25 protein-coding genes are annotated in these 23,979 nt (G+C 60.1%); 7 read left to right on the plus strand and 18 right to left on the minus strand.

The annotated features are described in order from the left end of the window. Window positions 1–30: 30 nt before the first annotated feature. Window positions 31–663, minus strand: a complete 633-nt coding sequence (locus AC2444_RS06525) for a class I SAM-dependent methyltransferase (RefSeq protein WP_012756914.1) — start codon at window positions 661–663, stop codon at window positions 31–33. A 536-nt stretch (window positions 664–1,199) separates the two neighbouring features. On the opposite strand from AC2444_RS06525, the gene AC2444_RS06530 reads away from it, so the two are divergent. After that, a complete protein-coding gene (locus AC2444_RS06530; RefSeq protein ID WP_020486948.1) occupies window positions 1,200–1,418 on the plus strand; it encodes a hypothetical protein in 219 nt (72 codons plus the stop codon). A 6-nt stretch (window positions 1,419–1,424) separates the two neighbouring features. Here AC2444_RS06530 and AC2444_RS06535 read toward each other — a convergent pair whose 3' ends face one another. Then, window positions 1,425–1,658, minus strand: a complete 234-nt coding sequence (locus AC2444_RS06535; protein ID WP_041935496.1) for a DUF982 domain-containing protein — start codon at window positions 1,656–1,658, stop codon at window positions 1,425–1,427. A gap of 197 nt (window positions 1,659–1,855) precedes the next feature. Here AC2444_RS06535 and AC2444_RS06540 point away from each other — a divergent pair, with 197 nt between their 5' ends. Continuing rightward, entirely contained in the window at window positions 1,856–2,068 is a 213-nt protein-coding gene (locus AC2444_RS06540) for a hypothetical protein (protein WP_012756917.1), read from the plus strand. Window positions 2,069–2,071: 3 nt separating this feature from the next. On the opposite strand, the gene AC2444_RS06545 is transcribed toward AC2444_RS06540, so the two are convergent. The 4 genes from AC2444_RS06545 to AC2444_RS06560 form a co-directional block, all read right to left on the minus strand. After that, window positions 2,072–2,221 (minus strand): hypothetical protein, encoded by a 150-nt coding sequence (locus AC2444_RS06545; RefSeq protein ID WP_012756918.1) that lies wholly within the window; start codon window positions 2,219–2,221, stop codon window positions 2,072–2,074. A gap of 75 nt (window positions 2,222–2,296) precedes the next feature. Further along, window positions 2,297–2,590, minus strand: coding sequence for a helix-turn-helix domain-containing protein (locus AC2444_RS06550; protein WP_003547265.1), 294 nt, complete (start codon window positions 2,588–2,590; stop codon window positions 2,297–2,299). Between the two features lie 73 nt (window positions 2,591–2,663). Beyond that, entirely contained in the window at window positions 2,664–3,845 is a 1,182-nt protein-coding gene (locus AC2444_RS06555; RefSeq protein WP_012756919.1) for an ROK family transcriptional regulator, read from the minus strand. A gap of 550 nt (window positions 3,846–4,395) precedes the next feature. After that, a complete protein-coding gene (locus AC2444_RS06560; RefSeq protein WP_012756920.1) occupies window positions 4,396–5,010 on the minus strand; it encodes a GNAT family N-acetyltransferase in 615 nt (204 codons plus the stop codon). Between the two features lie 177 nt (window positions 5,011–5,187). Between AC2444_RS06560 and AC2444_RS06565 the strand changes: the two genes are divergently transcribed. The 3 genes from AC2444_RS06565 (at window position 5,188) to AC2444_RS06575 (ending at window position 8,377) form a co-directional block, all read left to right on the plus strand. Continuing rightward, window positions 5,188–6,525: an extracellular solute-binding protein gene (locus tag AC2444_RS06565; RefSeq protein ID WP_012756921.1), complete on the plus strand. Its 1,338-nt coding sequence runs from the start codon at window positions 5,188–5,190 to the stop codon at window positions 6,523–6,525. Window positions 6,526–6,650: 125 nt separating this feature from the next. After that, entirely contained in the window at window positions 6,651–7,544 is an 894-nt protein-coding gene (locus tag AC2444_RS06570; protein ID WP_113545979.1) for a carbohydrate ABC transporter permease, read from the plus strand. Then, on the plus strand, window positions 7,544–8,377 hold the full coding sequence (locus AC2444_RS06575) for a carbohydrate ABC transporter permease (RefSeq protein ID WP_003558393.1): 834 nt from the start codon (window positions 7,544–7,546) through the stop codon (window positions 8,375–8,377). Before AC2444_RS06570 ends, AC2444_RS06575 begins: the two co-directional genes overlap by 1 nt. A 27-nt stretch (window positions 8,378–8,404) precedes the next feature. Here the strand turns inward: AC2444_RS06575 and AC2444_RS06580 are convergent, their stop codons facing one another. The 4 genes from AC2444_RS06580 to AC2444_RS06595 are packed head-to-tail and all read right to left on the minus strand — an operon-like array spanning window position 8,405 to window position 13,014. Further along, window positions 8,405–9,649 (minus strand): O-antigen ligase family protein, encoded by a 1,245-nt coding sequence (locus AC2444_RS06580; protein ID WP_012756923.1) that lies wholly within the window; start codon window positions 9,647–9,649, stop codon window positions 8,405–8,407. Next, entirely contained in the window at window positions 9,646–11,208 is a 1,563-nt protein-coding gene (locus AC2444_RS06585) for an undecaprenyl-phosphate glucose phosphotransferase (RefSeq protein ID WP_012756924.1), read from the minus strand. Before AC2444_RS06585 ends, AC2444_RS06580 begins: the two co-directional genes overlap by 4 nt. 57 nt (window positions 11,209–11,265) lie before the next feature. Continuing rightward, window positions 11,266–12,435 carry a glycosyltransferase gene (locus AC2444_RS06590; RefSeq protein ID WP_012756925.1) on the minus strand — a complete coding sequence of 390 codons (1,170 nt, stop codon included), beginning with the start codon at window positions 12,433–12,435 and terminating at the stop codon, window positions 11,266–11,268. Window positions 12,436–12,438: 3 nt separating this feature from the next. Next, the gene (locus AC2444_RS06595) at window positions 12,439–13,014 is read right to left on the minus strand and encodes a polysaccharide biosynthesis/export family protein (protein WP_012756926.1); all 576 of its coding nucleotides are present in this window, start codon (window positions 13,012–13,014) and stop codon (window positions 12,439–12,441) included. Between the two features lie 189 nt (window positions 13,015–13,203). Here AC2444_RS06595 and AC2444_RS06600 point away from each other — a divergent pair, with 189 nt between their 5' ends. Continuing rightward, window positions 13,204–15,384 carry a GumC family protein gene (locus tag AC2444_RS06600; RefSeq protein ID WP_012756927.1) on the plus strand — a complete coding sequence of 727 codons (2,181 nt, stop codon included), beginning with the start codon at window positions 13,204–13,206 and terminating at the stop codon, window positions 15,382–15,384. A 4-nt stretch (window positions 15,385–15,388) separates the two neighbouring features. Here AC2444_RS06600 and AC2444_RS06605 read toward each other — a convergent pair whose 3' ends face one another. Next, complete coding sequence (locus AC2444_RS06605) at window positions 15,389–16,630, minus strand: GNAT family N-acetyltransferase (RefSeq protein WP_012756928.1); 1,242 nt, start codon at window positions 16,628–16,630, stop codon at window positions 15,389–15,391. Window positions 16,631–16,853: 223 nt separating this feature from the next. Continuing rightward, on the minus strand, window positions 16,854–17,063 hold the full coding sequence (locus AC2444_RS06610; protein ID WP_012756929.1) for a DUF2842 domain-containing protein: 210 nt from the start codon (window positions 17,061–17,063) through the stop codon (window positions 16,854–16,856). A 114-nt stretch (window positions 17,064–17,177) separates the two neighbouring features. Between AC2444_RS06610 and AC2444_RS06615 the strand changes: the two genes are divergently transcribed. Continuing rightward, complete coding sequence (locus AC2444_RS06615; RefSeq protein ID WP_012756930.1) at window positions 17,178–18,281, plus strand: COX15/CtaA family protein; 1,104 nt, start codon at window positions 17,178–17,180, stop codon at window positions 18,279–18,281. 25 nt (window positions 18,282–18,306) lie between these two features. Here the strand turns inward: AC2444_RS06615 and AC2444_RS06620 are convergent, their stop codons facing one another. The 6 genes from AC2444_RS06620 to rplM form a co-directional block, all read right to left on the minus strand. Next, complete coding sequence (locus AC2444_RS06620; RefSeq protein ID WP_003558410.1) at window positions 18,307–19,098, minus strand: sulfite exporter TauE/SafE family protein; 792 nt, start codon at window positions 19,096–19,098, stop codon at window positions 18,307–18,309. A 185-nt stretch (window positions 19,099–19,283) separates the two neighbouring features. After that, window positions 19,284–20,216, minus strand: a complete 933-nt coding sequence (gene argC / locus AC2444_RS06625) for an N-acetyl-gamma-glutamyl-phosphate reductase (RefSeq protein WP_012756931.1) — start codon at window positions 20,214–20,216, stop codon at window positions 19,284–19,286. Between the two features lie 60 nt (window positions 20,217–20,276). Next, window positions 20,277–21,239, minus strand: coding sequence for an agmatinase (gene speB / locus AC2444_RS06630; protein WP_012756932.1), 963 nt, complete (start codon window positions 21,237–21,239; stop codon window positions 20,277–20,279). A 216-nt stretch (window positions 21,240–21,455) separates the two neighbouring features. Further along, entirely contained in the window at window positions 21,456–22,643 is a 1,188-nt protein-coding gene (gene cml, locus AC2444_RS06635) for a CmlA/FloR family chloramphenicol efflux MFS transporter (RefSeq protein ID WP_012756933.1), read from the minus strand. 307 nt (window positions 22,644–22,950) lie between these two features. Further along, window positions 22,951–23,418: a 30S ribosomal protein S9 gene (rpsI, locus tag AC2444_RS06640; protein WP_003558419.1), complete on the minus strand. Its 468-nt coding sequence runs from the start codon at window positions 23,416–23,418 to the stop codon at window positions 22,951–22,953. A 1-nt stretch (window position 23,419) separates the two neighbouring features. Further along, on the minus strand, window positions 23,420–23,884 hold the full coding sequence (rplM, locus tag AC2444_RS06645; protein WP_003558420.1) for a 50S ribosomal protein L13: 465 nt from the start codon (window positions 23,882–23,884) through the stop codon (window positions 23,420–23,422). Window positions 23,885–23,979 lie beyond the last annotated feature (95 nt).

Genomic DNA, 23,979 nt, shown 5'->3' on the forward strand with positions numbered 1-23,979 from the left:
TTGCAAGCGGCGGCGGGGCTTCGACCGCTTTCAGTACGGTTTCTGAGCGATCGCGATCATCGATTTCGCCAGCAGCGGAATTCTCCCGACATATTCGAAGTCGACGGCTTCGAAGCCCGTTTCGACCAGGAGTGTGCTGAGCGTTTCGGGAGACCAGAATTTGATATGGCCATGGTCCTTCAGAGGCATGAAATGGTCGTCCATCTTTCCGCTGACCGCCAATGCCAGATTTTTCCAGTAGCCGTGAAAAGGCGTCGACATAACCGCGATGCCGCCAGGCTTTACCAGATCATACATGGTGGCCGAGAAAGCCTTAGGATCATAAACATGCTCCACCACCTCGAGGCTTATCACCGCATCGAAGGTCCCATACCGGCTGGAAAGATCTTCGTATCCGGAGCCGATTTCCAGCGGAAGATCGGGGTGGGCGGTTCTCGCTTTCGCGATGCCGTCCTGGGAGGGATCGACGCCGACGACGTCATAGCCTTTTTCCGCGAGCACGGCGGCAGCACCGCCGGTGCCGCAACCGAGGTCGAAGACCGCTGTTTCTCTTGCCTCCTGGAAACTGTTCTCGAGAACATCGACAACGGCCGGCAGAATATAGGAATGGGCGGTCGCCGGTTTGGCGTGTATATAGGTAGTAGCGTCCAGTTCGATAGACATTTTACCTCCTGAAAACCTGAAGAAGTGAGCCGCCAATGGTACGGCGGACTTTGACGGGAGTGTGGTGTCGTTGTGGTATTACGGTGATTAACGCCGAAGGCGTTCGTGGCGACTAAGCGTCACTGCCGATTGGCAGCACCGACAGCGCGAGACATTCTCCAGCACGCCCGACGCTCGCCCGCCGGATCCCGAAGCTGATTGACAGGGTGCCCTGAAGATGCTGAAAACGGCCCGCGTTCAGGTTTGCCGCATTTTCGTGGTTCAAAGCGCCGCTGCATCCGGCTCCGCCCGCTTCGACCATTTAAACTAAATAATGTGATGAAATACCCTTTGAAGGTGCATCGCAAATAAATCCTTTAGTTCTTTTTGGTACTGCCTCAGTTGGGAGAGGTGGTATTTGTTGCTGTTTGTTAATGTTATACCCAGTTTTGAAGTTAACAACCCAATTTTGGATTGAAAAAAACCTGAAGCCTCTTCGCATTCTCGGGAATATGTGTAGATTAACATTGTCCCTGTCACAGATAGCCTAGTCGAGCATGACGGATATGAAGCACAATCTAACTTGCAGGCAGAGCCTCGCCAGCGCGTTCCAGGCTCTGTCGGACGAGGCCGTCAAAGCCGGCTGGTCGGAAGGCGATGTCGCCCTCGCGCTTGCCGAGCTCGCCGAGGAGCGGGTAGTCGAGATTACCGCCAGGGTGATCATGGAGGGCTCCATCCATCCCCAGTTGGTCGCCGCTGGCGGCCGTAACGGCTAACCGCTCTTACACCAGCAGTCCCGCCGTCTTCGCTGCCGTGATGAAGGAAGCCTGTGCTGCGCCTGGGCTGCGCAGTCCATCGAGCGCATCCAGGCAGTGCTGGCGCGCAACGCGATAATCGCGCCCGCGCTTGCTCGGCCACCGTTTCAGATATTCGACGGCGTCCCAGACGGTGGAAACGATCAGGCTGCTGTTTGGAGAAACGACCCGGACGGGGGAGGGAAAGCGTTTTTCACTCACGTCTGCACTCACTGATTCCTGCTACCAAACGCGGCCAGAACGCGCGGGATAAAATTTTGTTCCATGATTTTGTTCCACAAGAATTTGCGTAGTTGCTAAAGTTCAGACCCTCGCGCATAATCACTTTAGGGTCGGTTGCGGAGGGCGGCCGGCGATGCAAGCGTGGATGCGTTTGCCCTCGGAGGAGATGCGGCGTGATGTTACGATCATCAATTCATCCGCATGATTTGCCGTTATTTTCGGAAGATCTCGATCTGCTTTCGCAAGTGCTCGAAAAGGTATGCGACGAACGCGGCCTCGCCAGGACGACGCCGGAGGCCGAGCGGATCGGTGCGGTCATCATCCAGCTCTACAGGCAGGGCGTGAAAGACGGCGGCAAACTCGCCGACCTTGCAAAAACCTATCTCTAAAGATCAGTTCTGCTCGATCGAGACACCGTTCTTACCGATGCTCATCTCGATGCCTTGAGGCTTGCTTTCCTCGTGGAAGATATAGGCGCCGAGGCCGATGACGGCGACGACAAGAACACCGATGATGACGTAGAGACCATTGCTGCGGTTCAAGAAACTGCCCCCGATATGTTATAGGCCCCGATATGTTGTGGGACAGCGAAACGCGCGGGCGTCCGATTGGTTCCGTCAGTCGTCGTTGGCGGCGTTGAGATTTTCCGGCCGGATGCCGTCATCGCTGGAGGTGCGTGCTCGTAACCGGATACCGGGGCCGCCTTCATCCTGATTGCCGCTCGACAGGAAGATGATGCCGTTCGCCTCGAGGGTGCTGCGCACGTCGAACAGCGCGTGCGGCTCACCCGCGAATTCGCCGTTTTCCAGCGCCATCACGGTCTCGACCGGCAGGCCGCTGGCGGCGGCGAGCTCTTCGATGCTCATTCCGATCATGGCGCGGGCGCCGCGTATCTGCGTTGCTGTTATCATGATAGAAAATCTAGCGCATTTCCAGCGCTTCTCAAGTGGCGGCGCTGCACGTTGGCTCTCAGGCACGCGCTCTTCAAACTTCCCTCAATTTTACACCAAATAGATCGTCATGCATGCGCTCAACCGCGATCCCCATTCCTCCCATCAGGGCGGCGCGGTTCCCAAAGCGACTGATCTCGATGCGCGGCGGATAAGGCGTACAACGCGGCAGGAAACCGCGGATGGCATTGACGAGTTCCAGTCTTGCGCCGATGCTGCCGCCGGTGATCACCAGTTCAGGATCGAGAGCCGCTCCGATTGCAGCAATAGCGACTGCGACCAGCCGTGCCGTCTCTTCGATGGCAGCCGCAGCACTTGTTTCTCCTGCATTAAACGCGGCGAAGAGATCGGCCACAGTGGAGGCGTTACGCCCGCCGAAACCGACGTAGCGGCGCAACATCGCGACGCTGCCGACCGCACTCTCAAAGGTTCCAAGCGTAAATCCGCCAGGATCAAAAGCATCTCCGCCGATCGGAAGATAGGCGATTTCGCCGGCTGCCCCACGCGCGCCGCGCAATAGCGTTCCGTTGGCGATGATGCCCATGCCGACGCCCGTTCCGAGAGCAACGAAAGCAAAATTGCTGGTTTCGATACCGTGTCCCCGCCATCTCTCCCCTTGCGCGGCCAGGTTGACGTCATTTTCAACGATCACCGGTATCCCCATTCTGTCGCTGAAGACTTGCCGCAGATTTATGGCATCGATGCCGGGGATGCTTGGCGCTACGTTGATATGCCCGGTGGCCGGATCGAGCACACCAGGACTGCCTAGAACGACGAGACGGAGTTTGTCGGCAGTCGTCCCGGCCGCAAACGCGAGTTCCACGATAAGATCGCTGAACTGATTGACGAGATGCACTCCGCCGCGCGGGTCGGTGGGTACTTTGGTTTCAGCAACCACGTTCCCCAATAGATCGCAAATAGCCGCAGCAATCTTGGTGCTCCCGAGATCGATAGAGACCGCCAGTCCCGCCCTGGCATTGATTTCATAGGTGATCGCATTCCGGCCCGGACGACCATCAGTCTGCCCGACTGGTTTCAGCCATCCGTCATCCTCAAGGTCGCGCACGACATCGGAAATCGTCTGCTTTGATAAGCCGGTTAGCTTGGCAATATCGGCGCGGGAGATCGACCCGTTCGCGAACACGGTTCGGATGACGGCATTGGTTGAAATTTTTCGTGCGATCGGAGTCTGTGCGACAGAAGATGTCATTGCCATCCGGCTAGCTCAGTCCAATTAGTTCGGAGCGCATACTTAATGGGGCGATATTGGATCACAACCATCGCCAATAGCCGAGATTCAATACATCGAAGCAGGCCATTTGTCTATGTCCTTGACAAATGAGAGACCAACTGTAGGCTTGAATTAACGTGCGATGAAAATGCGCGATGCAATAAAGAGGGTCGATGAGAAGTATGCGCCATAGGTATCGTCTGATTAGCCGTGCGCCCGCCAAGATCGTCCAAAGAGGAACTGGCCTGGGCTTATCTGGCTATTTCCTTTTTCGCGTGCCGCCGACCCCTTAAACCCGGCTTCCGAGGATTTGCTCATGATGAAGCCCTCGACTGATGGACAGCTTTTCGCCGAGCAGCCAGTTTTACTGCCGATGATGGTATCATGCCTTCAGGCCGACGTTCATCCGGATGGGCACGCTGACGTCACCGTGTGGGGAGCAGGCAGCTTTGGGCGTGTGAGATTTTCTCCAATCAAGGGTGCTCACATCCATGAGACGGGGCCCTTCTGTGCTTCGGAGAAGCCAGGAAATGCTTCAACCCAATCCTGCATCGATCCGCATTGCGAAGGCGACCGAGCCATCCTGCTCGAATTCGGAAAAACCGAGGTGACGGTAGAAACCCCTGGCGCGTTCGTTGTTTGGGTCGACCCCGAGATGCACGCCGCCGACCCCGTGATTTCGAAGCGCCTGAAGCTCCGTGCCGATCATCCTGCGCCCCCAACCGCTCGCCTGGCGTCCGGGAAGGATGTTGATGTGAAGATGCGCCGGGTACTGGTCTTGAAGCCACGCCGTTCCGCTACGCGGATTTTGAATTCGTTCCATCACGTCGGCGTCGCGCGGACGGGTGGGTGCCAGTCCCGCAATCTGCTGGCGGACGAACGGCCACCAGTTTGTCTGCAAGTCTCTGTCGAACCTGCTGGTGTCCGGCACCCCTACGACATAGCCGGCCGGCCGGCCGTCCTGAACGAGAACAAAGGCAAAGTCCTTGGCGAATTTGAGGTAGGGTACCGACCAGATGTAGCCGGGCAGATGCGGGTCGCTATAAAGCGCGCCGGCATCCTCACCGCCATTCGCGGTTTTCAGGCAGATGTCGAAAAAGGCATCGATATCTGCTTCAATCGCGGGGCGGATGAAGCAGTTGGTGTCCATCACTTTGCCACCTCCTGCGTGGCGCTTTGTCATTTTGGGTCGCGAGAGGAGCGGATGCATTGACGATTACCCCAGATTCGCCAGCCAGGCAAAGCTCTGGGGGAAGAAAACGTTCGGCCGCTGCTTGGCGCAAGGCCTGAGCGGGGAGTGGAAAATAAACCAGATGAGGTGGAGCAGATGACAAGAACCGTGAAATCGATCAGCATACTGCCGGCATACGGATTGAAAGCAGCTGTCGCGCTTGCTGGCGCGGCGCTTTTGAGTTTTGGCCTTTCGACAGCCGCGCGCGCCGACGACCTGGCCGTGTGGGATGACCAAACCTATGAAGGTCAGAGTGCTGTTATAGAGCAGCTCAACAAGGAGTTTGAAGCTGCCCATCCCGGCGTCACGATCAAACGCACCGCCCGCACCTTTGATGACATGAAGTTGACGCTGAAGCTTGCGGTTTCGGCAGGTGATGGCCCTGTCATCACCAAAGTCAACCAGGGTGCCGGTGACATGGGGGCGATGGTCAAGGAGGGATTGCTTCTGCCGGTCGACGACGACATCAAAAAATATGGCTGGGATAAACTCCAGTCGGATTCCGTGCTTGCTCGAGACCGCTGGGAGGATGGAAAATTTGGGGTCGGTAAGACCTACGGCATATCAGGTCTCGCCGAGATCGTTGGCCTCTACTACAATAAAAAAATCCTCGCCGATGCGGGAGTAGCGCTGCCGCAAACCTTCGAGGAGCTGTTGGCCGGTCTCGACAAGCTGAAGGAAAAGGGCGTTCCGCCCTTCATGATGGGCTCTGCAAAGCAACATCTGGCCCTGCACATGATCGGCGCCATCGACCAAGCGCATATCGACGCCAGCAATCGCGCAGAGCTTGACGATCTGATTTACGGACGTGGCGGCTCCTGGAACACCAAGGGGAACATCGAATCCGCCAAACTCGTGCAGCAATGGGCACAGGGCGGTTATTTTTTCCTCGGTTTCGAAGGCATCTCGGGTGACGACGCCGTCCAGCTTTTCATTTCCGGGCAGGGCGCGTTCCTGATCTCCGGGACCTGGTATTTCGGTGACATGCAACACAATCCGGATATCGGCTTCATGGCGATTCCCGCTCCGAAGGGTGTTTCCAAACCCATGAGTGTCGGGGGCGTGGATCTTGCCTGGGCGATAACGAGCCTTGCCAAAAGCAAGCCGACACAGGACCTAGCCGGCGCATATATCGATTATATGGTCTCAGAAAAGGCTGCTGAAACCTGGGCCAATGCTGGCTATCTTCCGGCTACTTCGCTCGCGGCTGACGCAAAGCCAAAGCTCACGCCGCTCCTCACTTCCGGCATCGAAATGTGGAAGACACTCAACGCAAACGACGCTCTCGGCCATTACCCCGATTGGTCGAGCCCAACGATGCTGAAGACAATAGACGACAACACGCCGCTTCTTCTGTCCGGCAATATCACGCCCGAAGCCTTTGTCGATGCTATGGACAAGGATTATCAGGCGTACCTGAAGGACAAGAAATAAAAATTGCGGGCGCTGGTCACGGCCGTCCCTGGCTGTCGTGGCCTCAGTCGGGTCGATCCAAATAAATGAGCACTGCGATCGGCTTGCTGCGCGATGACCACAGCTTTGGCTTTATGGAGTAATGGATGAAACGCTCCGCACTTGACGGCTCGCAACGGACCAATTTTATCTATTTATTGCCTGGATTGCTGTTCTACGCGGCTTTTGTCTTTGGACCGATCGTCGCGGCTTTGGGTTTGAGCCTGACCAGTTGGGACGGCTTGAGCATGCCCAAGTGGGTTGGTTTGGGCAATTACGCCGATCTTTTTTCTGACAGCCGTTTTTATATTGCCTTGCGTAACAATGCCGAGCTTATGATCTTCTATTGTGTCCTGCCGCTCGTGCTCGGCATAACTCTTGCCGCTTGCGTCTGGAATCTGAAGCAGCGCGAACAACTCGCCCTGCGCACCTTCCTGTTCCTGCCTTATATCATGCCGACTGCCGTGTTGGGCATCATCTGGGCATGGCTCTACAATCCCGCATTTGGCCCGTTCAATCAGTTTCTGAGAGCGGTGGGGTTGGGCGCCTTCGCGCTCCCGTGGTTGGGCGATTTCAATTTTGTGCTTCCCGCGGTCGGGATCGTTGCCACTTGGTATTTCTTCGGTTTTTGCATGGTCATCTTCCTGACCGGAATTCAGCGCATCGACCCGTCTCTTTTCGACGCTGCCAAGGTCGATGGCGCTTCGGGGCGAAAAACCTTTTTCTGGATAACGCTGCCGCTTCTCTTGCCTGAAATAAGGGTGGTTTTGCTGCTGACGGTCATCGCGTCAATCAAAAGCTTCGACCTGATTTTTACAATGACCCGGGGCGGACCCGCCAACGCGACGCTCGTCCCGAACATCTACATGTATCAGCTTGGCTTCGAGCTTAATCGGTTCGGCGCTGCGGCGGCCATCGCCATTGTCGGCGCTATACTCACATTCGTCATCAACTACGCAATTCACCGGCTGGTGGGCTCGCAGAACAAAGGACGGGCTTGATGAGCCGTTGGTCTAACATCCCCGCCGGTACGCTATTCCTTCGCATTGTCCTCTGGCTTCTTGCTTTCGTGACGATCACGCCGTTCCTGCTGCTGCTTCTAACCTCAATAAAGAGCAAGGCCGACGTTCTGCAGGGTGCGTTCGCGCTGCCGGCATATCCGCATTTCGAAAATTACGTCGATGCCTGGAATGCCGGACATTTCAATATCTACTTCTGGAATTCGATCATCGTTGTCATACCCGTCGTTGCTGCAAGCGTCTTTCTAGGCCTGCTGACCGGTTTTGCCTTCGCCTACCTGTCATTTCCGCTCCGGCGTACGCTGTTCGCTATTCTGACGCTCGGCATGATGGTGCCGGCGGAAGCCTTCATCATCCCGCTTTATTATGAAATGCGGTATCTGGGATTGATCAATACCTATGCGGCTCTGATTTTGCCGCAGATCGCGATGTCGATACCGTTCTCGACGATCTTCCTCGCCAGCGCGATGCAGCAACTGCCGGAAGAAGTTCTCGAAGCGGCGGTTCTCGATGGCGCCGGACGCTTCTATATCCTGCGCAAGATCGTTATCCCACTCATGGTGCCGGCAATGTCGACACTGGCGCTGTTCCTGTTCATATGGACCTGGAACGAGTTTCTCATTCCGTTCATTCTGGTCAATGACGACGCCTATCGGACGCTGCCCCTCGGCATGTTGTTTTTCCAGGGACGTTACACCGTCAACACGCCGGTTCTGACCGCCGGCGCGGTGATTGTCATTTTCCCGCTCATCGTGACTTATCTGGTTTTCCAGCGACGGTTCATTGCCGGCCTGACGGCAGGAGCGACGAAATAGACAGCCGATTCGGTCGGCGGCAAGACCCTACGCCGCTCCCCTCATTCTTCGTTCGCGCTTGTGGCGCACTTCCAGCGCCGCGCAGCCCCAGACCGTGCCAAGCAGCAGATAGACATGGCGCCAGTGGTCGATATCGATGACGTTGCCGATTGTCGCATGGCCGAGAACCGAGATCCAGGCGATCATCAGGAACGGCTGCCACGGCCGGTCGAGCAGCAGGTTTCGGAAGCCGAGAGCCAGCGTCCAGACAAGCATGCCGACATAGCTGACGAAGCCGAGCCAGCCATAGGAGGTGAGCGATTTCAGCCAGATATTGTGCTCGTCCTCGGGAAACATCGTGCCGAACACCAGCGGGCCGATGCCGAGCGGCCGCTCCATCATCATCGTGAAGCCGATCCGGTGGCGCTCGAAGCGACCGAGATGTTCGCCGTCATATTGCTGTACCAGCTGGGCGCGCGCCGAAAACAGTTCGGCGACCTTCGGGATCTGCAGCGCCACCAGCAGCGACGCGATCAGCATGATGATCGCCGCCAGCGACAGGACCAAGACGCGCAAGCGAAAGGCGCCGCTGCGCTCCTTCAACAGCATGATGAAGATCAGCAGCACCACGCCGAGCGCAAAGAGCCCCCAGGCGGCGCGAGAAAAGGAGAGGAAAATGCCGAGCGCAAGCACCAGCAGGGCGGCGGCCTTCAGCGGCGATTTCTTCAGGTCGCCGACCAGGATGCCGTGGACGAGATAGAGCGATGGCGGCACCAGGAAGGGGCCGAAGACGTTGGGGTCCTGGAAGGCGCCCTTGGCACGGTCGTAGAGCGTGAAGATTTCCGCGCCCGGAAAGGCGTGGAAATAGCCGAGTATGCCGAGCGCGGAGGTGGCGACGGCGGCAAAGGTCCAGGCATTGAAGATCAGCGGCAACCGCTTGTGGCTGTCCTCGATGATTGCCGCGTAGAAGACCGCCGTCAGCGCCAGGAAGGTCGACACCGCGATATACATCGGCGCGGTTGCCAGGTCCTTCATCTGCGTCAGCGACAGCATGCCGCCGATATTGAAGGTCAGCAGCAGGGCCAGCAGCGGCGCCACGCCGCGCGAAATCCTGAGGCCCAGGATGAACCAGAGGCCGATCAGCCCCGCCATCCAGAGTTCATAAGGTGCCGGCTCGTCGATCACGAAACCGGAAAGGAAGACGCCGAAGGCGACGAAGGCCGAGCCGATCAGGCGCAGCGTCATCCGCTGCGGTTGGGCGACACGGGGATATGTCGCCTCGATCGCGGTCAATAGGCGTTTTCCGTGTTGAGCAGCCGGATCGGTGTCAGGAACAGGATCTTGAGATCGAACCAGAGCGACCAGTTCTCGATGTAATAGAGGTCGTAGGCCGTGCGGAACTTGATCTTCTCGTCATTGTCGACTTCGCCGCGCCAGCCGTTGATCTGCGCCCAGCCGGTGACGCCCGGCTTGACGCGATGGCGGGCGAAATAACCCTCGACGACATCGCCGAAGGCGCGGTCGCGCGCCTGAGCGAGAACGGCGTGCGGACGCGGGCCGACGAGCGAGAGATCTCCCCTCAGCACGTTGAAAAGCTGCGGCAGTTCATCGATCGAGGTCTTGCGGATGAAGCGGCCGACGCGGGTGACACGCGGATCGCCCTTGGTCACCGCTGCCTTGCCGGTGGGGTCGGCCATGTTGGTGTACATCGAGCGGAACTTGAAGACGTTGATGATTTCATTGTTGAAGCCGTGGCGCTTCTGCATGAAGAAGATCGGGCCTTCCGACGTTGCCTTGATGGCGATCGCGGTCGCGACCATGATCGGCCAGAGCAGCGCAAGTGCGACGATCGTGAAGAAGATGTCGAAACCGCGCTTGGCGACGGAATCCCAGTCGCGGATCGGCTTCTTGAAAATATCGAGCATCGGCACCGAGCCGACATGCGAATAGGCGCGCGGCCGGAAGCGCAGCCGGTTGGCATGCGCGGCAAGGCGGATATCGACCGGCAGAACCCAAAGCTTCTTCAAAAGGTCGTAGATACGGGCCTCGGCCGACAGCGGCAGGGCGATGATCAGCATGTCGATGCGCGTTAGCCGCACGAATTCGACGAGTTCGGCGACGGTGCCGAGCTTCGGATAACCGGCGACCATGATCGGCGAGCGTTTCTCGCCGCGGTCGTCGAAGATGCCGCAGATGCGGATGTCGTTGTCGGCCTGCTGTTCGAGGACGCGGATCAGATCCTTGGCCGGCTCGCCGCCGCCGACGATGACGGCACGGCGTTCCATGATGCCGTTGCGCGCCCAGTTGCGGATGCCGTAGGCGACGAGGAAGCGCTCGGCCGCGAGGAAGAGAGCGCCCGCAGCAAACCAGACGATATAGGCATCGACCATCGCCGATGTCGTGCCGCGAAGAAGTGCGAACAGGCCGGTGGTGAGGACAAACGCGATCGTCCACGCAACGAGGATGCGCGGTATCAGACGCAGCTTGGAGCGAAGTGCCGGAATTGTGTAAGTATCGGCAAGCTGCAGGCTGATGACGGTCAAGGCCGAGGCAATCGCCGCCATGCCCGCCCGCATCAACGGGGAATCGCCGCCGTCGCCTGGGCTGAAATAATAGGTGATCAGAGCTATCGCAAAGAGCGCCAGGAATTCGAGCAGCCGCAATTGCCCGATGATGATCGTTGGCGAACGGGTTCCGTCACGGAACTGTTCGGCGATCTGCCGGGCATAGGGGTTGATCTCAGTCGGATCGGAAGGCTTCTCCTGACCCGCTTCGCCGCGCACCTCGATGTCGGAAACCTGCTTGCGCAGTGCGTCCACGTCGAATTGATCGCCTTTTTCCAGCTTGTTCATGGGGTTTCATCGCTCGTTGTTACCCAAGCGAAATAGCAGAAAGCCCCTAAGAAACATTTACGAGGCCACAGGCAATACTTGGCCGGCAGCGGGATTGACGAGCTCTTGGTACAATTTCAGGACATCACGCGCCATGACGGCGGAGGAAAACACCGCCTTCACCGCCTCGGGCTTCGGCATCGTCCTGGCGTGCCAGTCGGGCGTGCTCAGCGTTTCAGCCATGACGCGGGCGAGATCGTCGGAATTGCCGGGCTCCACCAGTGCTGCGCTTTCGGCGCCGAGCACCTCTGGAATGCCGCCGACACGGCTTGCGATGATCGTCTTGCCGGCGCCTAGCCCCTCGAGCACAATATAGGGCATGGCTTCGGCGCGCGAGGGAACGACGAGGTTCTGCGCCATGGAGAAGGCTTCGTGGACCCGCATTGCCGGCAGCATGCCGATGCGTTTGCCAAGGCCGCGTTCGACCATCATCTCACGGTAGCGGTCGCGATCCGGCCCGTCGCCGATCATCAGCGCCGACAGTGGCCTGCCGAGCAGCCGTTCGGTCTTGGCGAAGGCATCGACAAACAGATCGGGACCTTTGAGGTCCCGCAGCATTCCCACATAGATGAAATGCACGGCATCCGAGCGGGTCGGGATCGGCTCGAAATCGCGCTCGCCAATGCCGTTGTAGATCAGTCTCGTCTTCGTCCGCGGCTTACCCACCTTGCGCGCATAGATGTCGCGCTCATATTCGCAGATGAAGACCAGCGCATCGGTGAAATATTCCTGCAGGCGCTCCATCCTGAGGACGAACTGTCCGCTGAGCGAGGAGCGCGAATAATGCAGGCTTCCGCCATGCGCGGTATAGAGGCGGGCTACGCGATACCTGTTCACCCGCAACGCTGAGCCGGCAAGTCGCGCGAGCACACCGCCCTTGGCGCCGTGCCCGTGCAGCACATCCGGCCGCAAACTTTTGATTTTCTTGTATGTATCCCACATCGTCGCAATATCGGACGGGCTGATCGACCGCCGGATCGGCACGCGTGTCAGGCCGAGCGAGAGATAGGGACGGATATCGTCGAACAGGCTGTCCTCGTACTCGCCGCCGGTCGAGCTGTCGCAGAGGATGCCGATTTCATGGCCGGCCTTGCTGTGTTCCTCGACGAGATCGCGGACATGGCGGAAAATTCCGCCGACCGGCGACCTGAAGCAATGGAGGATGCGGAGCGGCTGCTGTTCTGCCATCGCTCAGAAAAGCCGTTCGCGAACGTAGATCGTGTCACCTGCGATGATCGGTCCCGATATGTTGATGCGGCCTGTCAGCACCTGTCCGTTGATCTTGCGGGTAACATCGACCATGCGCTGGTTGGCGCGGCTGGTGAAGCCGCCGGCAATCGCGATCGCATTCTGCACCGTCATGCCGGGAACATAGGCATACTGGCCGGGCTGGCCGACTTCACCCATGATGAAGACCGAACGGTAGCGATCGACATCGATGGTGACGTCGGGATCGCGAAGATAGCCTTGCTGCAGTTTCTGGGCAATCTGGCCTGAGAGTTGCTGCAGGGTTCGGCCGCGGGCAGGGACCTGGCCGATGAGCGGGAAGGCGACATAGCCGGCCTGATCCACCGTATAGGTGTTGGTCAGGCTTTGCTGGTCGAAGACGGTGATGCGCAGCCGATCGCCGCTATCCAGTGTATAGGGCTGGATGGTGGCCTCGTTGAAGGCCTTCGGCGCCGGCTTGTACGTCGTGCAGCCGCCCAATGCTGCCGTCATGGCTGCAAGGCTTAGGGCCAAAAGGATCTTGGGCTGGACGACAGACATCCGCTTGTGCTCACAAAAATGAACTCGGTGCAGTCGTTATCGATCCGTTAGGGTTAATGCCCGGTAAAGGGTGCGTGCAATTTCCCGGTTTCCTTCATCGATCATCGCTCTTTGCCGGTGAGATCGCCATTAACCGTTGAGTTACCATGGTCGTTTACGCTTACGGCACCTTTGTTGTGGAGTAAGAGCATGTCCGGCGTAGCTCGTGATCAGGATGTGGACATCGACCTCGGCCAGTTGGTCCGTGCGGTCTGGGCGCGCCGTCTGCGGATTTTGACAATCACCCTCGTGGGGGCGGGCGTCGCCTTTGCCGGCGCCAAGATCATGTCGCCGCAATATCGCACCGAAACACGTATCCTCATCGAACCTCGGGCGCCGGCCTTCGCCAGCACGCAGCAGATCAACGACGCCAGCGCCGGCCCTCTGATGGATGAGCTGAACATCGCTAGCCAGGTGCAGCTTCTGCAATCGGCCGATCTCCTCAAGAAGGTCATCAACGATCTGAAGCTCTATAACCTGCCGGAATTCGACGATGCCGCCAGCGGTTCAGCCATGAGCAGCATCCTGGTGAAGCTGCACCTGAAGAAGAACCCGCTGGAAAATCCGCCGGAAGAGCGCGTCATCGACGCCTTCGTCGAACGCCTGCAGGTCTATCAGGTGCCGGGTTCACGCGTCATCGGCATCAATTTCACCTCCAAGGACCCGAAGCTCGCCGCCGCCATCCCGAACGCGATGGCGAATGTCTATCTTTCGACCCAGAGCGGCGCCAAGCTCGATTCCAACTCCGAGGCGACCCGCTGGCTGGAGCCGGAGATCGAAGGCCTGCGCCGGAAGGTCAGTGAAGCCGAGAAGAAGGTCGCCGAATACCGTACCGCGCACGGGCTGTTGCAGACGAACGGCACGACCACTTTTCCGGCCCAGCAACTGAACGATATCTCCGCCGAACTGACACGCGTGCGGGGCGACAAGGCCAATGCCGAGGCGAGGGCGCAGGCGGTGCGCAATGCGTTGTCTTCGGGCGAAGCCTCCGATACGCTGCCCGACATCATGTCCTCCCAGGCGATCCAGCGGCTGAAGGGGACGGAATCCGGCCTGCAGTCGCAGATCTCCGATCTGCAGACCAGCCTTCTCAACAACCATCCGCGGCTGAAAAGCCTGCGCGCCCAGCTCTCCGATATCCGTACCCAGATCCGCCAGGAGACGCAGAAGATCCTGGCGAGCATCGAAAACGAGTCCAAGGTCGCGGATCTCCGCGCGAGCGAACTCGAGCGCCAATCGGACACGGTGCAGGCCACCAGCGCCCGCGCCGGTGAGGACGAGGTCGGTCTCAACGCGCTGGAGCGTGAGGCGAACGCCCAGCGCCAACTGCTCGAAACCTATCTGGTGCGCTACCGCGAGGCCGCCTCCCGCGCCGACAGCAATTCGAGCCCAGCCGATGCCCGGATCGTTTCCAAGGCCGTCGAGCCGGTCGATCCTTATTTCCCGAAGGTGGTGCCGATCGTCGTCGTCGCTGCCGTCGCGACGCTGATCATGAGCGCCATCGTCATCATGCTGGCCGAACTCTTCAGCGGCCGGGCGCTCCGCCCTACAGATCTGGCTTCAGAGACAATCGAGGCAGAAGCGATCGTCGAGGAAAAACATATACCGCAGGCCACTCCGATCGCCGCTACCGCCGGAAAACCCGTTCAGCCGAGTATGCTCGCCGTCGTCGCGGAGGAAGAGGATACGATCGAGGACGTGAAGGTTGCCGATGAGGCGCCAGAGGACGAGCCGGAGGATGACAACGAATTCTCCGTCGCCTCAGTTGCGGATTATCTCACCGGCAGCCGCGCGCCGCTGGCAATCGCCATATCTCCGACTGGTGACAGCGGCTCGGCGGCGACGGTTTCGCTGACCCGCATGCTCGCCGATGCCGGTCACCGCGTCATCCTGATCGATATGACCGGCTCCGGCTACCCCACGGAACTGATGGCCGAGGACCCGGCCGCCCTTGGTGTCACCGATCTGCTTTGCGGCGAGGCTGCCTTCGGCGATACGATCCACGGCGACCGCCTTTCCGATGCCCATCTCATTCCCCAGGGCCAGAGCGACGTGCGCCGCGCCATGCGTGGTGTCGACCGACTGTCGTTGCTGCTCGATGCACTCGCCGCCGCCTATGACCTCGTGGTGGTCGAATGCGGTTCGGCCGATGTCGCCGGCGTCTCGCGGCTGACGCGCAGCCGGGACGTCGAGATCATTCTCTCGCTGCCTGAGGTCGAGGAGACCATTTTCGTTGCACTGATGACGGAATTCCAGGCTGCCGGCTATGAGCGCGTCGTGCTGATGTCGGGCGGCGAAGCGGCCGAACAGACCCTCGGCCGGGCTGCTTGAACGGCTAGCCGATCCGTGCCCGGATGCCTTGGGCGAATTTATAGAGCTTCGGGCGCGCCTTGATGTGCGCCTTGCCGTGGGTGACGATCCGGTGAGCGGCGCCGGCGACGACGCCGAACGGCGATACCGGCAGCACCACGTCATAATGCGCGGTCTCGACCGGCGCCCAGGAACGCTTGTAGGTCTGGTCGCCGAGGCCGAAATCGAACAGTGCGACACCCTTGCCATGCAGTCCCGAGATGGTCTGCCAATAGAGGAATTCGCCGGGGCTCGTATCCGGCACGAGCTCTTCGTCGATCGCGCCGAACTGGCAGATGATATGGTCACCCTTGCGCGAGATGCCTGATATCGCGGCGATCTTACCCTCAAGTTCGCCCTTGAGCCGGAGCATATGCATCTGCAGCCCGAAATACTGCCTGGTGTCGTCCCGCTTGTCGATGAGACCGTGCAGGAAGGTCTGCGTCTCCCTATCGGCAAAGACGTCGGGCAGGCCAAGGCTGGCGAAACGGGCGCTTTTCAGGCGGAAGAAGATATCGAGCAGGCCGTGCTGTTCTTCCGATGTCCGAGGAATGAGGTATTCGAAGCCGCCGGCCGCCTCGAGGCGCTTCGACTGAACACGGAATTTCTTGCGCCGGTTCTTGGCGTTGAGCTGCTTCAGCGTGTCCTCGAAAGCGGGAAGGAACGGCAGCTGATAGGCGTGATTCTGGTTCTGCACCACCGGCAGCCCGGCGAGCGGGCTCTCGCGCCCACGCCATTCCAGCGGAATGTTCTGCAGCAGCAGCAGATCGGCGCGGCCCTTCAGCGCATGCCGGAGCCGGCCGGCGAACTCATGGGGGGCGATGGTCCTGCCGGCTTCGGCAAAGCTCTCTGCGAATAGGCCGGTATTGATATTGCTGTGATCGGCGGCGATGAATTTCGCCGTCGTGAGCCCGCGAGACTTGACGATCTCGGCCGGCAGAATGAAGGCGGTCTGACCCGCATGAGTGCCTTTGAGGATCGCAAGCGGCCGCTGGAAGGCGCTCACCCAGGCGGCGCACCAGTCGTAGCTCTGATGCAGGGACTGGAGATTGTCGCGCTCCAGCGCCCGCCACTCATCCTCCAGCGGCTGCATCGTATCGAAGACTTCGATGTCGATTTCAGCCATGGCGAGTTTCATGCTCAGCTGGCGCAGGCGCGAAATGGCCGTATCGGCCAGCGCCACGTCGTCGGACGGCTGTTCATGGACATCGAGCTTTTGCGTCTGCACGATTTTCTCCGGTCAAGAATGCTGAACGGGAAGGTAGGTATGCCAGACGTATATTTGGTTTAACCGCACGCGCTGGGCGAGGTTTTCCGCGGATCACGGTTATTCGGCCGTTAATGGCCCTAAAGCATGTCGCGCAAAAGTGTGCCGCGGTTTTGCGACAACGACATGCGTAAAAACAAACACCTAAAGCGCGACAAGCGAATCTGAAAGATCGCGACGCGCTTTAGCGCAGCGGGGGGCCGGCCATCCATTTGATGATAACCATCGCCGGCAACACCCAGAGCAGGCCGGTGAGCAGGAAATAGAGCAGATGTCCCCACCAGGGCGCGTTGCCGAGCGTCGCCACCGCGATCGTATTCGCCACCAGCGCATAAACGAGCACGAGCACGATGATCAGGATCGTGCCGATGAATTTGCGGAGGCGGACGGGCATCGGTTATCTCTCGGCATGGAGGGGCGAACCGGCGCGACGGCATGCCGCAAAGGTTCGGGGCTTGTTTTGCATGAGCCGGTGGGGCAAATCAACTGCCGGATAGAAGGAGACATCATGGCCGTCGCAAACCTGACCACGGAACAGGCGATCCTGAGCGAAATGCGCAGGCAGAATCGCGACCGCCGCGCCCTGCGCTTCTGGCTGGGCTTCGTGCTTTTGGCGCTCTTCTGTCTCGTGCTCGTCGGCGGCGCCACGCGGCTGACCAATTCCGGCCTGTCGATTACCGAGTGGAAACCGATCCACGGCGTCATCCCACCGCTGTCGGCTGCCGAATGGGAGGAGGAATTCCGCCTCTATCAGCGCATTCCCGAATTTCAGCAGTTGAACAGTTCCATGACCGTCGATGAGTTCAAAGGCATCTTCTGGTGGGAGTGGGCGCATCGGCTGATCGCCCGCGGCATCGGCGTGATCTTCGCGCTGCCGCTGATCTATTTCTGGCTGACGGGGCGGATCGAAAAGCGTCTGCGCTGGCCGCTCGTCGGCATCCTGGCGCTCGGCGGCCTGCAGGGTTTTATCGGTTGGTGGATGGTGTCCTCGGGCCTTTCCGTCCGCACCGACGTCAGCCAGTACAGGCTGGCGACGCATCTCGTCATGGCCTGCCTGATCTTTGCCGGCTGCATGTGGATCATGCGCGGTCTCTCCAGACATTCCGACGATCCGGCGCCGACCGGAAGCTCGCGCGGTTTTGCCGCGGCGATCGCCATTTTCGCGCTATTCCAGATCTATCTTGGCGCGCTGGTGGCGGGGCTCGACGCCGGTTTCTCCTACAATACCTGGCCGCTGATGGATGGTGCCGTCATCCCCTCCGATCTGCTGATCCAGCAGCCCTTCTGGATCAATGCCTTCGAGAACCCGAAGACGGTGCAGTTCATCCACCGCATCGGCGCCTATACGCTCTTCGCATTGACGCTGATCAACATGATGATCGCCCTTCGCGCAGCACCTTGGACCACCCACGCACGCCGCGCCATCGTGCTTTTCGCGCTGGTGACGTTGCAGGCGGCAATCGGCATCGCCACGCTGCTGATGCAGGTGCCGCTTCACTGGGGCCTGCTGCATCAGGCCGGTGCGCTGGTGGTTTTCGGTTTCGCCGTCGCCAACTGGCGCGGTTTTTACGGCGAATATCCGCGTGGGACGATGATCGCCGAGCGCGATTGAGGCGAGTGGCCGTAGCTCGGGGGATCTACCGCAGTACGCTGTCGAGCAGCGGCATGCCGATGATGGCGGCGGCGGCGATCAGGACGTAGCAGGCGATGCGGAAGGTCCGTTCTTCGGCAAGCCCGAACAATTTCGAGCCGCCATAGAGCCCGACCGCATAACTCGGCAGAATGACGGCGGTGAGCGCGAAGACGGCAGGCACGAACAGTCCGCCGAAATAATAGCTGATGGCGCTGAAGACGGACGAAATCGAGAAATAGAGCACCACATTCGCCCGGACGCGGGTGAAATTACTCTTGCCGCCGAGCCAATAGGCGACAACCGGCGGCCCGCCGAGCTGCGCAGCGCCGCTGAAAAGCCCGGCAATCAGCCCGACGCCGCTGGTGAGTGGTGCGGACGCCTCCCCGTGATAGCGCCATCCCGATACCAGCAGCGCAAGCAGGCAGATGGCGATGATCGTGATACTCCAGCGCAAGAGCAGCGGATCGAGCAACGTCAGGATCGCCGTGCCGGCTGGGATGCCGAGCGCAGCACCTGCCGCCATGACGAAAACCTCGGGTCGGTTGGCGCCGCGCCAGGCCGGCGGGATCATCCCGAGTGACGCAATGCCGTCGATGACGAGCAGGATCGGTGAGATCAGCTTCGGGCCGACGATCGCGCCGCCGAGCGGAACGAAGATCAGCGCGGCGCCAAAGCCAGAAAAGCCGCGGGCAAGCCCGGCGATGAAAGCAAAGGCCATCAGCGCATAGATGCCGTGGTCGGGCAGGGCAGCCGTAAACCATGCGTGCACGCCATCGACCAGCGCATCGAGCGTCATGACATCAGGCTCCGTGATTCGGGAATGGCGGGCAAGGAAGGTCCGCTCTCATAGCCCAATCGTCGCCGATGATCGAGCCGAAAGCGATGCTGCGGCCGCCGAGGGAGGCGGCCGCGAGAAAGATCGTGATGAAGACATCGGCGCAAGGCTCGAGCGGCATCCACGTCGATGCCGTCGTCTGCGCCTTACGAGGCGAGCATCAGGTCCATGTTCTGGACGGCGGCGCCCGATGCGCCCTTGCCGAGATTGTCGAGCAGCGCCACGAGGTTCACCTGCGAAGCGCCTGCGGTGCCGAAGACGAAGAGCTTCATCGTGTCCTTGCCTTCGAGATCGATGGCGTTGACGCGGGGCAGGGCCTTGCTTTCGGCCAGCGGCACGACACTGACGATATCCTGGCCGGCATAATGGGCAACGAGGGCCGCATGGATGTTTTCCATCGTCGTGCCCTCGGCGAGATCGTCGAGATGCAGCGGCACCTGCACGATCATGCCCTGCGCGAACTTGCCGACCGACGGCGAGAAGATCGGTGCGCGATCGAGCAGGCCGTGCACGGTCATCTCGGGCACGTGTTTATGGGTGAGCGGCAGGCCATAGAGAAAATGTGGCGCGGTGATCGCATCCGGGTGATCCGGGTTTTCCATCTGCGCGATCATCTGCTTGCCGCCGCCGGTATAGCCGGAGACCGCGTTGACCGTGATCGGATAGCCGTCCGGCAGAATGCCGGCGGCGCGCAGCGGCCGGATGAGGCCGATCGCTCCGGTGGGATAGCAGCCGGGATTGGCGACGAAACGGGCGGCAGCGATCTTGTCGGCCTGCTGCTTGTCCATTTCGGCAAAACCATAGGCCCAACCGGGATTGACGCGGAAGGCGGTCGAGGTGTCGATGACGCGCACATTGTTGTTGGCCGAAACCATCTGCACCGCTTCCTTCGACGCATCGTCGGGCAGGCAGAGAATGGCGATGTCGGCGCCGTTCAGCATGTCCTCGCGCATGGCGGCGTTGCGCCGCTCGGCTTCGGGTATGGACAGAAGTTCGACATCGCGGCGGCCGGCCATGCGCGTGCGGATCTGCAGACCCGTCGTGCCGTGTTCGCCGTCGATGAAGATTTTCGGTGCCATGTTAAACCTGCGCTTTCAATGAGTTCTGAAGGTTTCCGGATTCAGTTTGAGGATGATAGGTCAGCCTTGCGACACGGCGATGGCGCGTCTCTCGGCATGAAGCCCCAGCATATACATCGCCACCGTTGCCCCCGCAATGGCGGTGATATCGGCGTGATCGTAGGGCGGCGATACCTCGACGACGTCGGCGCCGCGGATATCGAGCTGGTGCAGACGCTGCAGCACCGAGAGGATCTTGGCGCTCGATGGTCCGCCCGAAACCGGTGTGCCGGTGCCCGGCGCAAAGGCCGGATCGAGGCAATCGATATCGAAGGTGAGATAGGCCGGCGCCCCGCGCGTATGGGAAATGATCGCCGAGGCGATATCGCTGGCGCTCATCTCTTCGACCTGATGACCGTAGAGAATATTGACGCCGCAGTCCTCCGGCGCATGGGTGCGGATGCCGATCTGAATGGAGCGGTCCGGATCGATGATGCCCTCGCGGGTGGCCCGCGCCACGAAAGAACCGTGGTCGATGCGCCGTTCCTCGTCGAACCAGGTGTCCTGATGCGCGTCGAACTGCACGAGCGCCAGCGGCCCGTGTTTTGCGACATGGGCTTTCAGCAGCGGCCAGGTGACGTAGTGATCACCACCGAGCGTCAGCAGGAAGGCACCGCTGTCGAGGATGATATTCGCCTGGCGTTCGATAGCGGCCGGCGTGTCCTGATGGTTGCCGTAGTCGAGCAGGCAATCGCCGTAGTCGATCACCGCCATTTCGGCGAAGAGTTCGCGGTTGAAGGGATATTGCGCATCATTGTCGAAGATCGCCGAGGCGCGCCGGATCGCCTGCGGCCCGAAGCGCGTGCCCGGCCTGTTCGATGTCGCGGCATCGAAGGGAATGCCCCAGACAGCGACGTCGACGCCGGCGAGCTCCTTGGTGAAGCGGCGGCGCATGAAGGACAGCGCGCCGGCAAAGGTCGGATCGCTGGCAGCGGAGGTGAGGCTGGTCGCCGTAAAGGCGTGGTCAATCGATCTGTTCGCCAAATCATGCTCCTTTTTCGGTCGCAAAATCATAGTCGCGTTCGATACGGACGCTGCATTGCAGGATCGCCGTTCGACGCCAGAGCGTCGGGTCTCTTGCGAAGGAATTAGCCGATCCCCCGCGCGCAGAAAGGCGTAGGCGAGGTGCGGACGGATTTCAAGCAATCGTTCGGACGACGGCCGCTCGTTATCGTCGAGCGACCGTCATTCGCTCGCTGCCTATCGGACCGGCTCCCGCAGGCACCACAATCCAGCCAGCGTCGTCAGCGCGGTCGCTGAGACATAGCCCACGAGTGGCCAGGCGCTGTCGCCGCCGAGCAGAATCACGAAGAAGGTTCCGGCAAAGCCGACGATGATGCTTTGGACGCAGAAGTAGAGCGCGACCGCCGTTCCCGCTGTGTCGCCAAAGGCGTCGAGCGCGCCGTTGGCGGTGACCGCCGTCGCAACGACGATGCCGATCGCGATGATCCACATCGGCACGACGAAGCTGACGAGGGAAGGCAGCAGAAACAACTCTCCAAAGGCAAGCAGCACGGCGCCGAGAAGCAGTATTGCCATGCCTCTGGCAAGGCTGCCTGCAATGCCCCAGCGCATGACGAAGCCTTTGGCGAAACGCGCCGTCACGATCATCACCAGCGCCACCGTGGCAAAGATGAAGCTGAAGGCGATGCCGGAAAAACCGGCTTTGTCGATCAGGATACGGGGTGCCGTCGAGAAGAAAACGAAGAAGGCGCCCATCGCCGTGCTGAAGCCGCCCGCATAAACCCAGAAGGGAAGACTTCTAAGGATCGCGCGGAGAGCGATCTTGGCGGTGACGGCAGGGCGGGTTTCGTGCCATCGCATACCGGCGTTGAAAAGCGCGGCAACCGAAAGGAGGCCGATGACGAGGAAGATGGCGCGCCAGCCGAAGCGATCCGCGATCGCGGCTCCGATGATCGGGCCGAGTGCGGGCACGAAAGAGAGGATGGAGCCGAGAAGGCTATAGATCGTGCTGCTTTCGGGACGCCCGGCGTAGACGTCACGCACGGTTGCGAAAGTTGCGACGAGGGTCGCCGACGCGCCGACTGCTTGCAGCAATCTCAAGACCACGAAGACCGGCGCCGACGAGGAGCCGGCAAGCAGGAAGGATGACGCGGCAAAGAGTGCAGCACCGCCAAGCAGGACAGGCCGTCGTCCGATAATATCGGAAATTGGGCCGAAGACGATCTGGCCGACACCGAGCACGAGCATGTAGAGGCTGAGGGTCAGTTGGATGACCGCCGGCGAAGTGCCGAGCGCCTCCGGCATGACCGGCACAATCGGCAGATAGATATCCATGGCGAGCGAGGCCAGGATGTCGAAAGGTGCCATAAGCAGCAAGGCTGCCGGCAGGGAATAGGTCCATTGCTGGATTTTGGGATAAGACATGGGAAAGAACCCGCTCAAATGATTTCATTCGGCGGCGATCTGTCTCTTCATCAGTATCGGAATTGACCGGACAGACGCCGCAACAACAGGGCAGAGTTGTTGCGGCTTATTTGTCTGCGGACTTGGTTGTACCCATGATGCGACCCTGACTGCGGCTTCGCTCATTTCCGAAGCGCTTTGCCAAGTTTCTACCAGCAGAGCCGGAATGCGACAATGGCATGCTGGCACGCTTCCGATTGGTTTAAACAGCGTAAAACAAAAAGGCCGCGTTGCCCCGGCCTTCGTAAATTCCGTCTGTCCGAAGCGATTAACGCTTGGAGAACTGGAACGAGCGGCGGGCCTTTGCCTTGCCGTACTTCTTGCGTTCGACGACGCGGCTGTCGCGGGTCAGGAAGCCGCCCTTCTTCAGCACCGCGCGCAGGCCCGGTTCGAAATAGGTGAGCGCCTTGGACACGCCATGGCGAACCGCACCGGCCTGGCCGGAGAGGCCGCCGCCGGCAACGGTTGCGACGATGTCGAACTGGCCGTCACGGGCAGCCGCAACGATCGGCTGGCGCAGGATCATCTGCAGCACCGGACGTGCGAAATATTCCGCGAATTCCTTGCCGTTGACGGTGATCTTGCCGGAGCCCGGCTTGACCCAGACGCGGGCGACGGCGTTCTTGCGCTTGCCGGTCGCGTAGGAGCGGCCGAGCGAATCGACCTTGCGGACGTGGGCCGGAGCAGCAGCTTCGGAAACCGTGCCGAGATCCTTCAGGGAGGAGAGGTCAGCCATATCAGGCGCTCCTTACGTTCTTTTTGTTGAGCGCGGCAACGTCGAGGGCGACCGGCTGCTGGGCTTCATGGGGATGGTTGGAGCCGGCGTAAACGCGCAGGTTCTTCATCTGGCGACGGCCGAGCGGGCCACGCGGAACCATGCGTTCGACGGCCTTTTCGAGGACGCGCTCCGGGAAGCGGCCTTCGATGATCTGGCGTGCGCTACGTTCCTTGATGCCGCCAGCATAACCGGTGTGCCAGTAGTAGACCTTGTCGGAATACTTCTTGCCGGTGAAAACGACCTTTTCGGCATTGATGACGATGACGTTGTCGCCGTCGTCAACGTGAGGCGTGAAGGTTGCCTTGTGCTTGCCGCGCAGGCGCATAGCGATGATGGAAGCGAGACGGCCAACGACCAGCCCTTCGGCGTCGATGATCACCCACTTCTTCTCCACCTCTGCAGGCTTCTGGGAGAAGGTTGCCATAGTGAATACTCTCTTTTGGGACCCTTGGCCCGAAGGCTTGAAGGGCGTTTCTTGTTGCTTGGATTGGCAGGCTCAAGGCATACCAAAAAGAAAGC

The sequence above is a fragment of the Rhizobium sp. WSM1328 genome, assembly GCF_057653715.1.

Excerpts from the sequence above, each read along its gene's own strand:
- AC2444_RS06525 (WP_012756914.1), bottom strand. The coding sequence starts at position 663 with ATGTCTATCGAACTGGACGCTACTACCTATATACACGCCAAACCGGCG.
- AC2444_RS06530 (WP_020486948.1), top strand. The coding sequence starts at position 1,200 with ATGACGGATATGAAGCACAATCTAACTTGCAGGCAGAGCCTCGCCAGC.
- AC2444_RS06540 (WP_012756917.1), top strand. The coding sequence starts at position 1,856 with ATGTTACGATCATCAATTCATCCGCATGATTTGCCGTTATTTTCGGAA.
- AC2444_RS06550 (WP_003547265.1), bottom strand. The coding sequence starts at position 2,590 with ATGATAACAGCAACGCAGATACGCGGCGCCCGCGCCATGATCGGAATG.
- AC2444_RS06555 (WP_012756919.1), bottom strand. The coding sequence starts at position 3,845 with ATGGCAATGACATCTTCTGTCGCACAGACTCCGATCGCACGAAAAATT.
- AC2444_RS06560 (WP_012756920.1), bottom strand. The coding sequence starts at position 5,010 with ATGGACACCAACTGCTTCATCCGCCCCGCGATTGAAGCAGATATCGAT.
- AC2444_RS06565 (WP_012756921.1), top strand. The coding sequence starts at position 5,188 with ATGACAAGAACCGTGAAATCGATCAGCATACTGCCGGCATACGGATTG.
- AC2444_RS06570 (WP_113545979.1), top strand. The coding sequence starts at position 6,651 with ATGAAACGCTCCGCACTTGACGGCTCGCAACGGACCAATTTTATCTAT.
- AC2444_RS06575 (WP_003558393.1), top strand. The coding sequence starts at position 7,544 with ATGAGCCGTTGGTCTAACATCCCCGCCGGTACGCTATTCCTTCGCATT.
- AC2444_RS06585 (WP_012756924.1), bottom strand. The coding sequence starts at position 11,208 with ATGAACAAGCTGGAAAAAGGCGATCAATTCGACGTGGACGCACTGCGC.
- AC2444_RS06590 (WP_012756925.1), bottom strand. The coding sequence starts at position 12,435 with ATGGCAGAACAGCAGCCGCTCCGCATCCTCCATTGCTTCAGGTCGCCG.
- AC2444_RS06595 (WP_012756926.1), bottom strand. The coding sequence starts at position 13,014 with ATGTCTGTCGTCCAGCCCAAGATCCTTTTGGCCCTAAGCCTTGCAGCC.
- AC2444_RS06600 (WP_012756927.1), top strand. The coding sequence starts at position 13,204 with ATGTCCGGCGTAGCTCGTGATCAGGATGTGGACATCGACCTCGGCCAG.
- AC2444_RS06610 (WP_012756929.1), bottom strand. The coding sequence starts at position 17,063 with ATGCCCGTCCGCCTCCGCAAATTCATCGGCACGATCCTGATCATCGTG.
- AC2444_RS06615 (WP_012756930.1), top strand. The coding sequence starts at position 17,178 with ATGGCCGTCGCAAACCTGACCACGGAACAGGCGATCCTGAGCGAAATG.
- AC2444_RS06620 (WP_003558410.1), bottom strand. The coding sequence starts at position 19,098 with ATGACGCTCGATGCGCTGGTCGATGGCGTGCACGCATGGTTTACGGCT.
- argC (WP_012756931.1), bottom strand. The coding sequence starts at position 20,216 with ATGGCACCGAAAATCTTCATCGACGGCGAACACGGCACGACGGGTCTG.
- cml (WP_012756933.1), bottom strand. The coding sequence starts at position 22,643 with ATGTCTTATCCCAAAATCCAGCAATGGACCTATTCCCTGCCGGCAGCC.
- rpsI (WP_003558419.1), bottom strand. The coding sequence starts at position 23,418 with ATGGCTGACCTCTCCTCCCTGAAGGATCTCGGCACGGTTTCCGAAGCT.
- rplM (WP_003558420.1), bottom strand. The coding sequence starts at position 23,884 with ATGGCAACCTTCTCCCAGAAGCCTGCAGAGGTGGAGAAGAAGTGGGTG.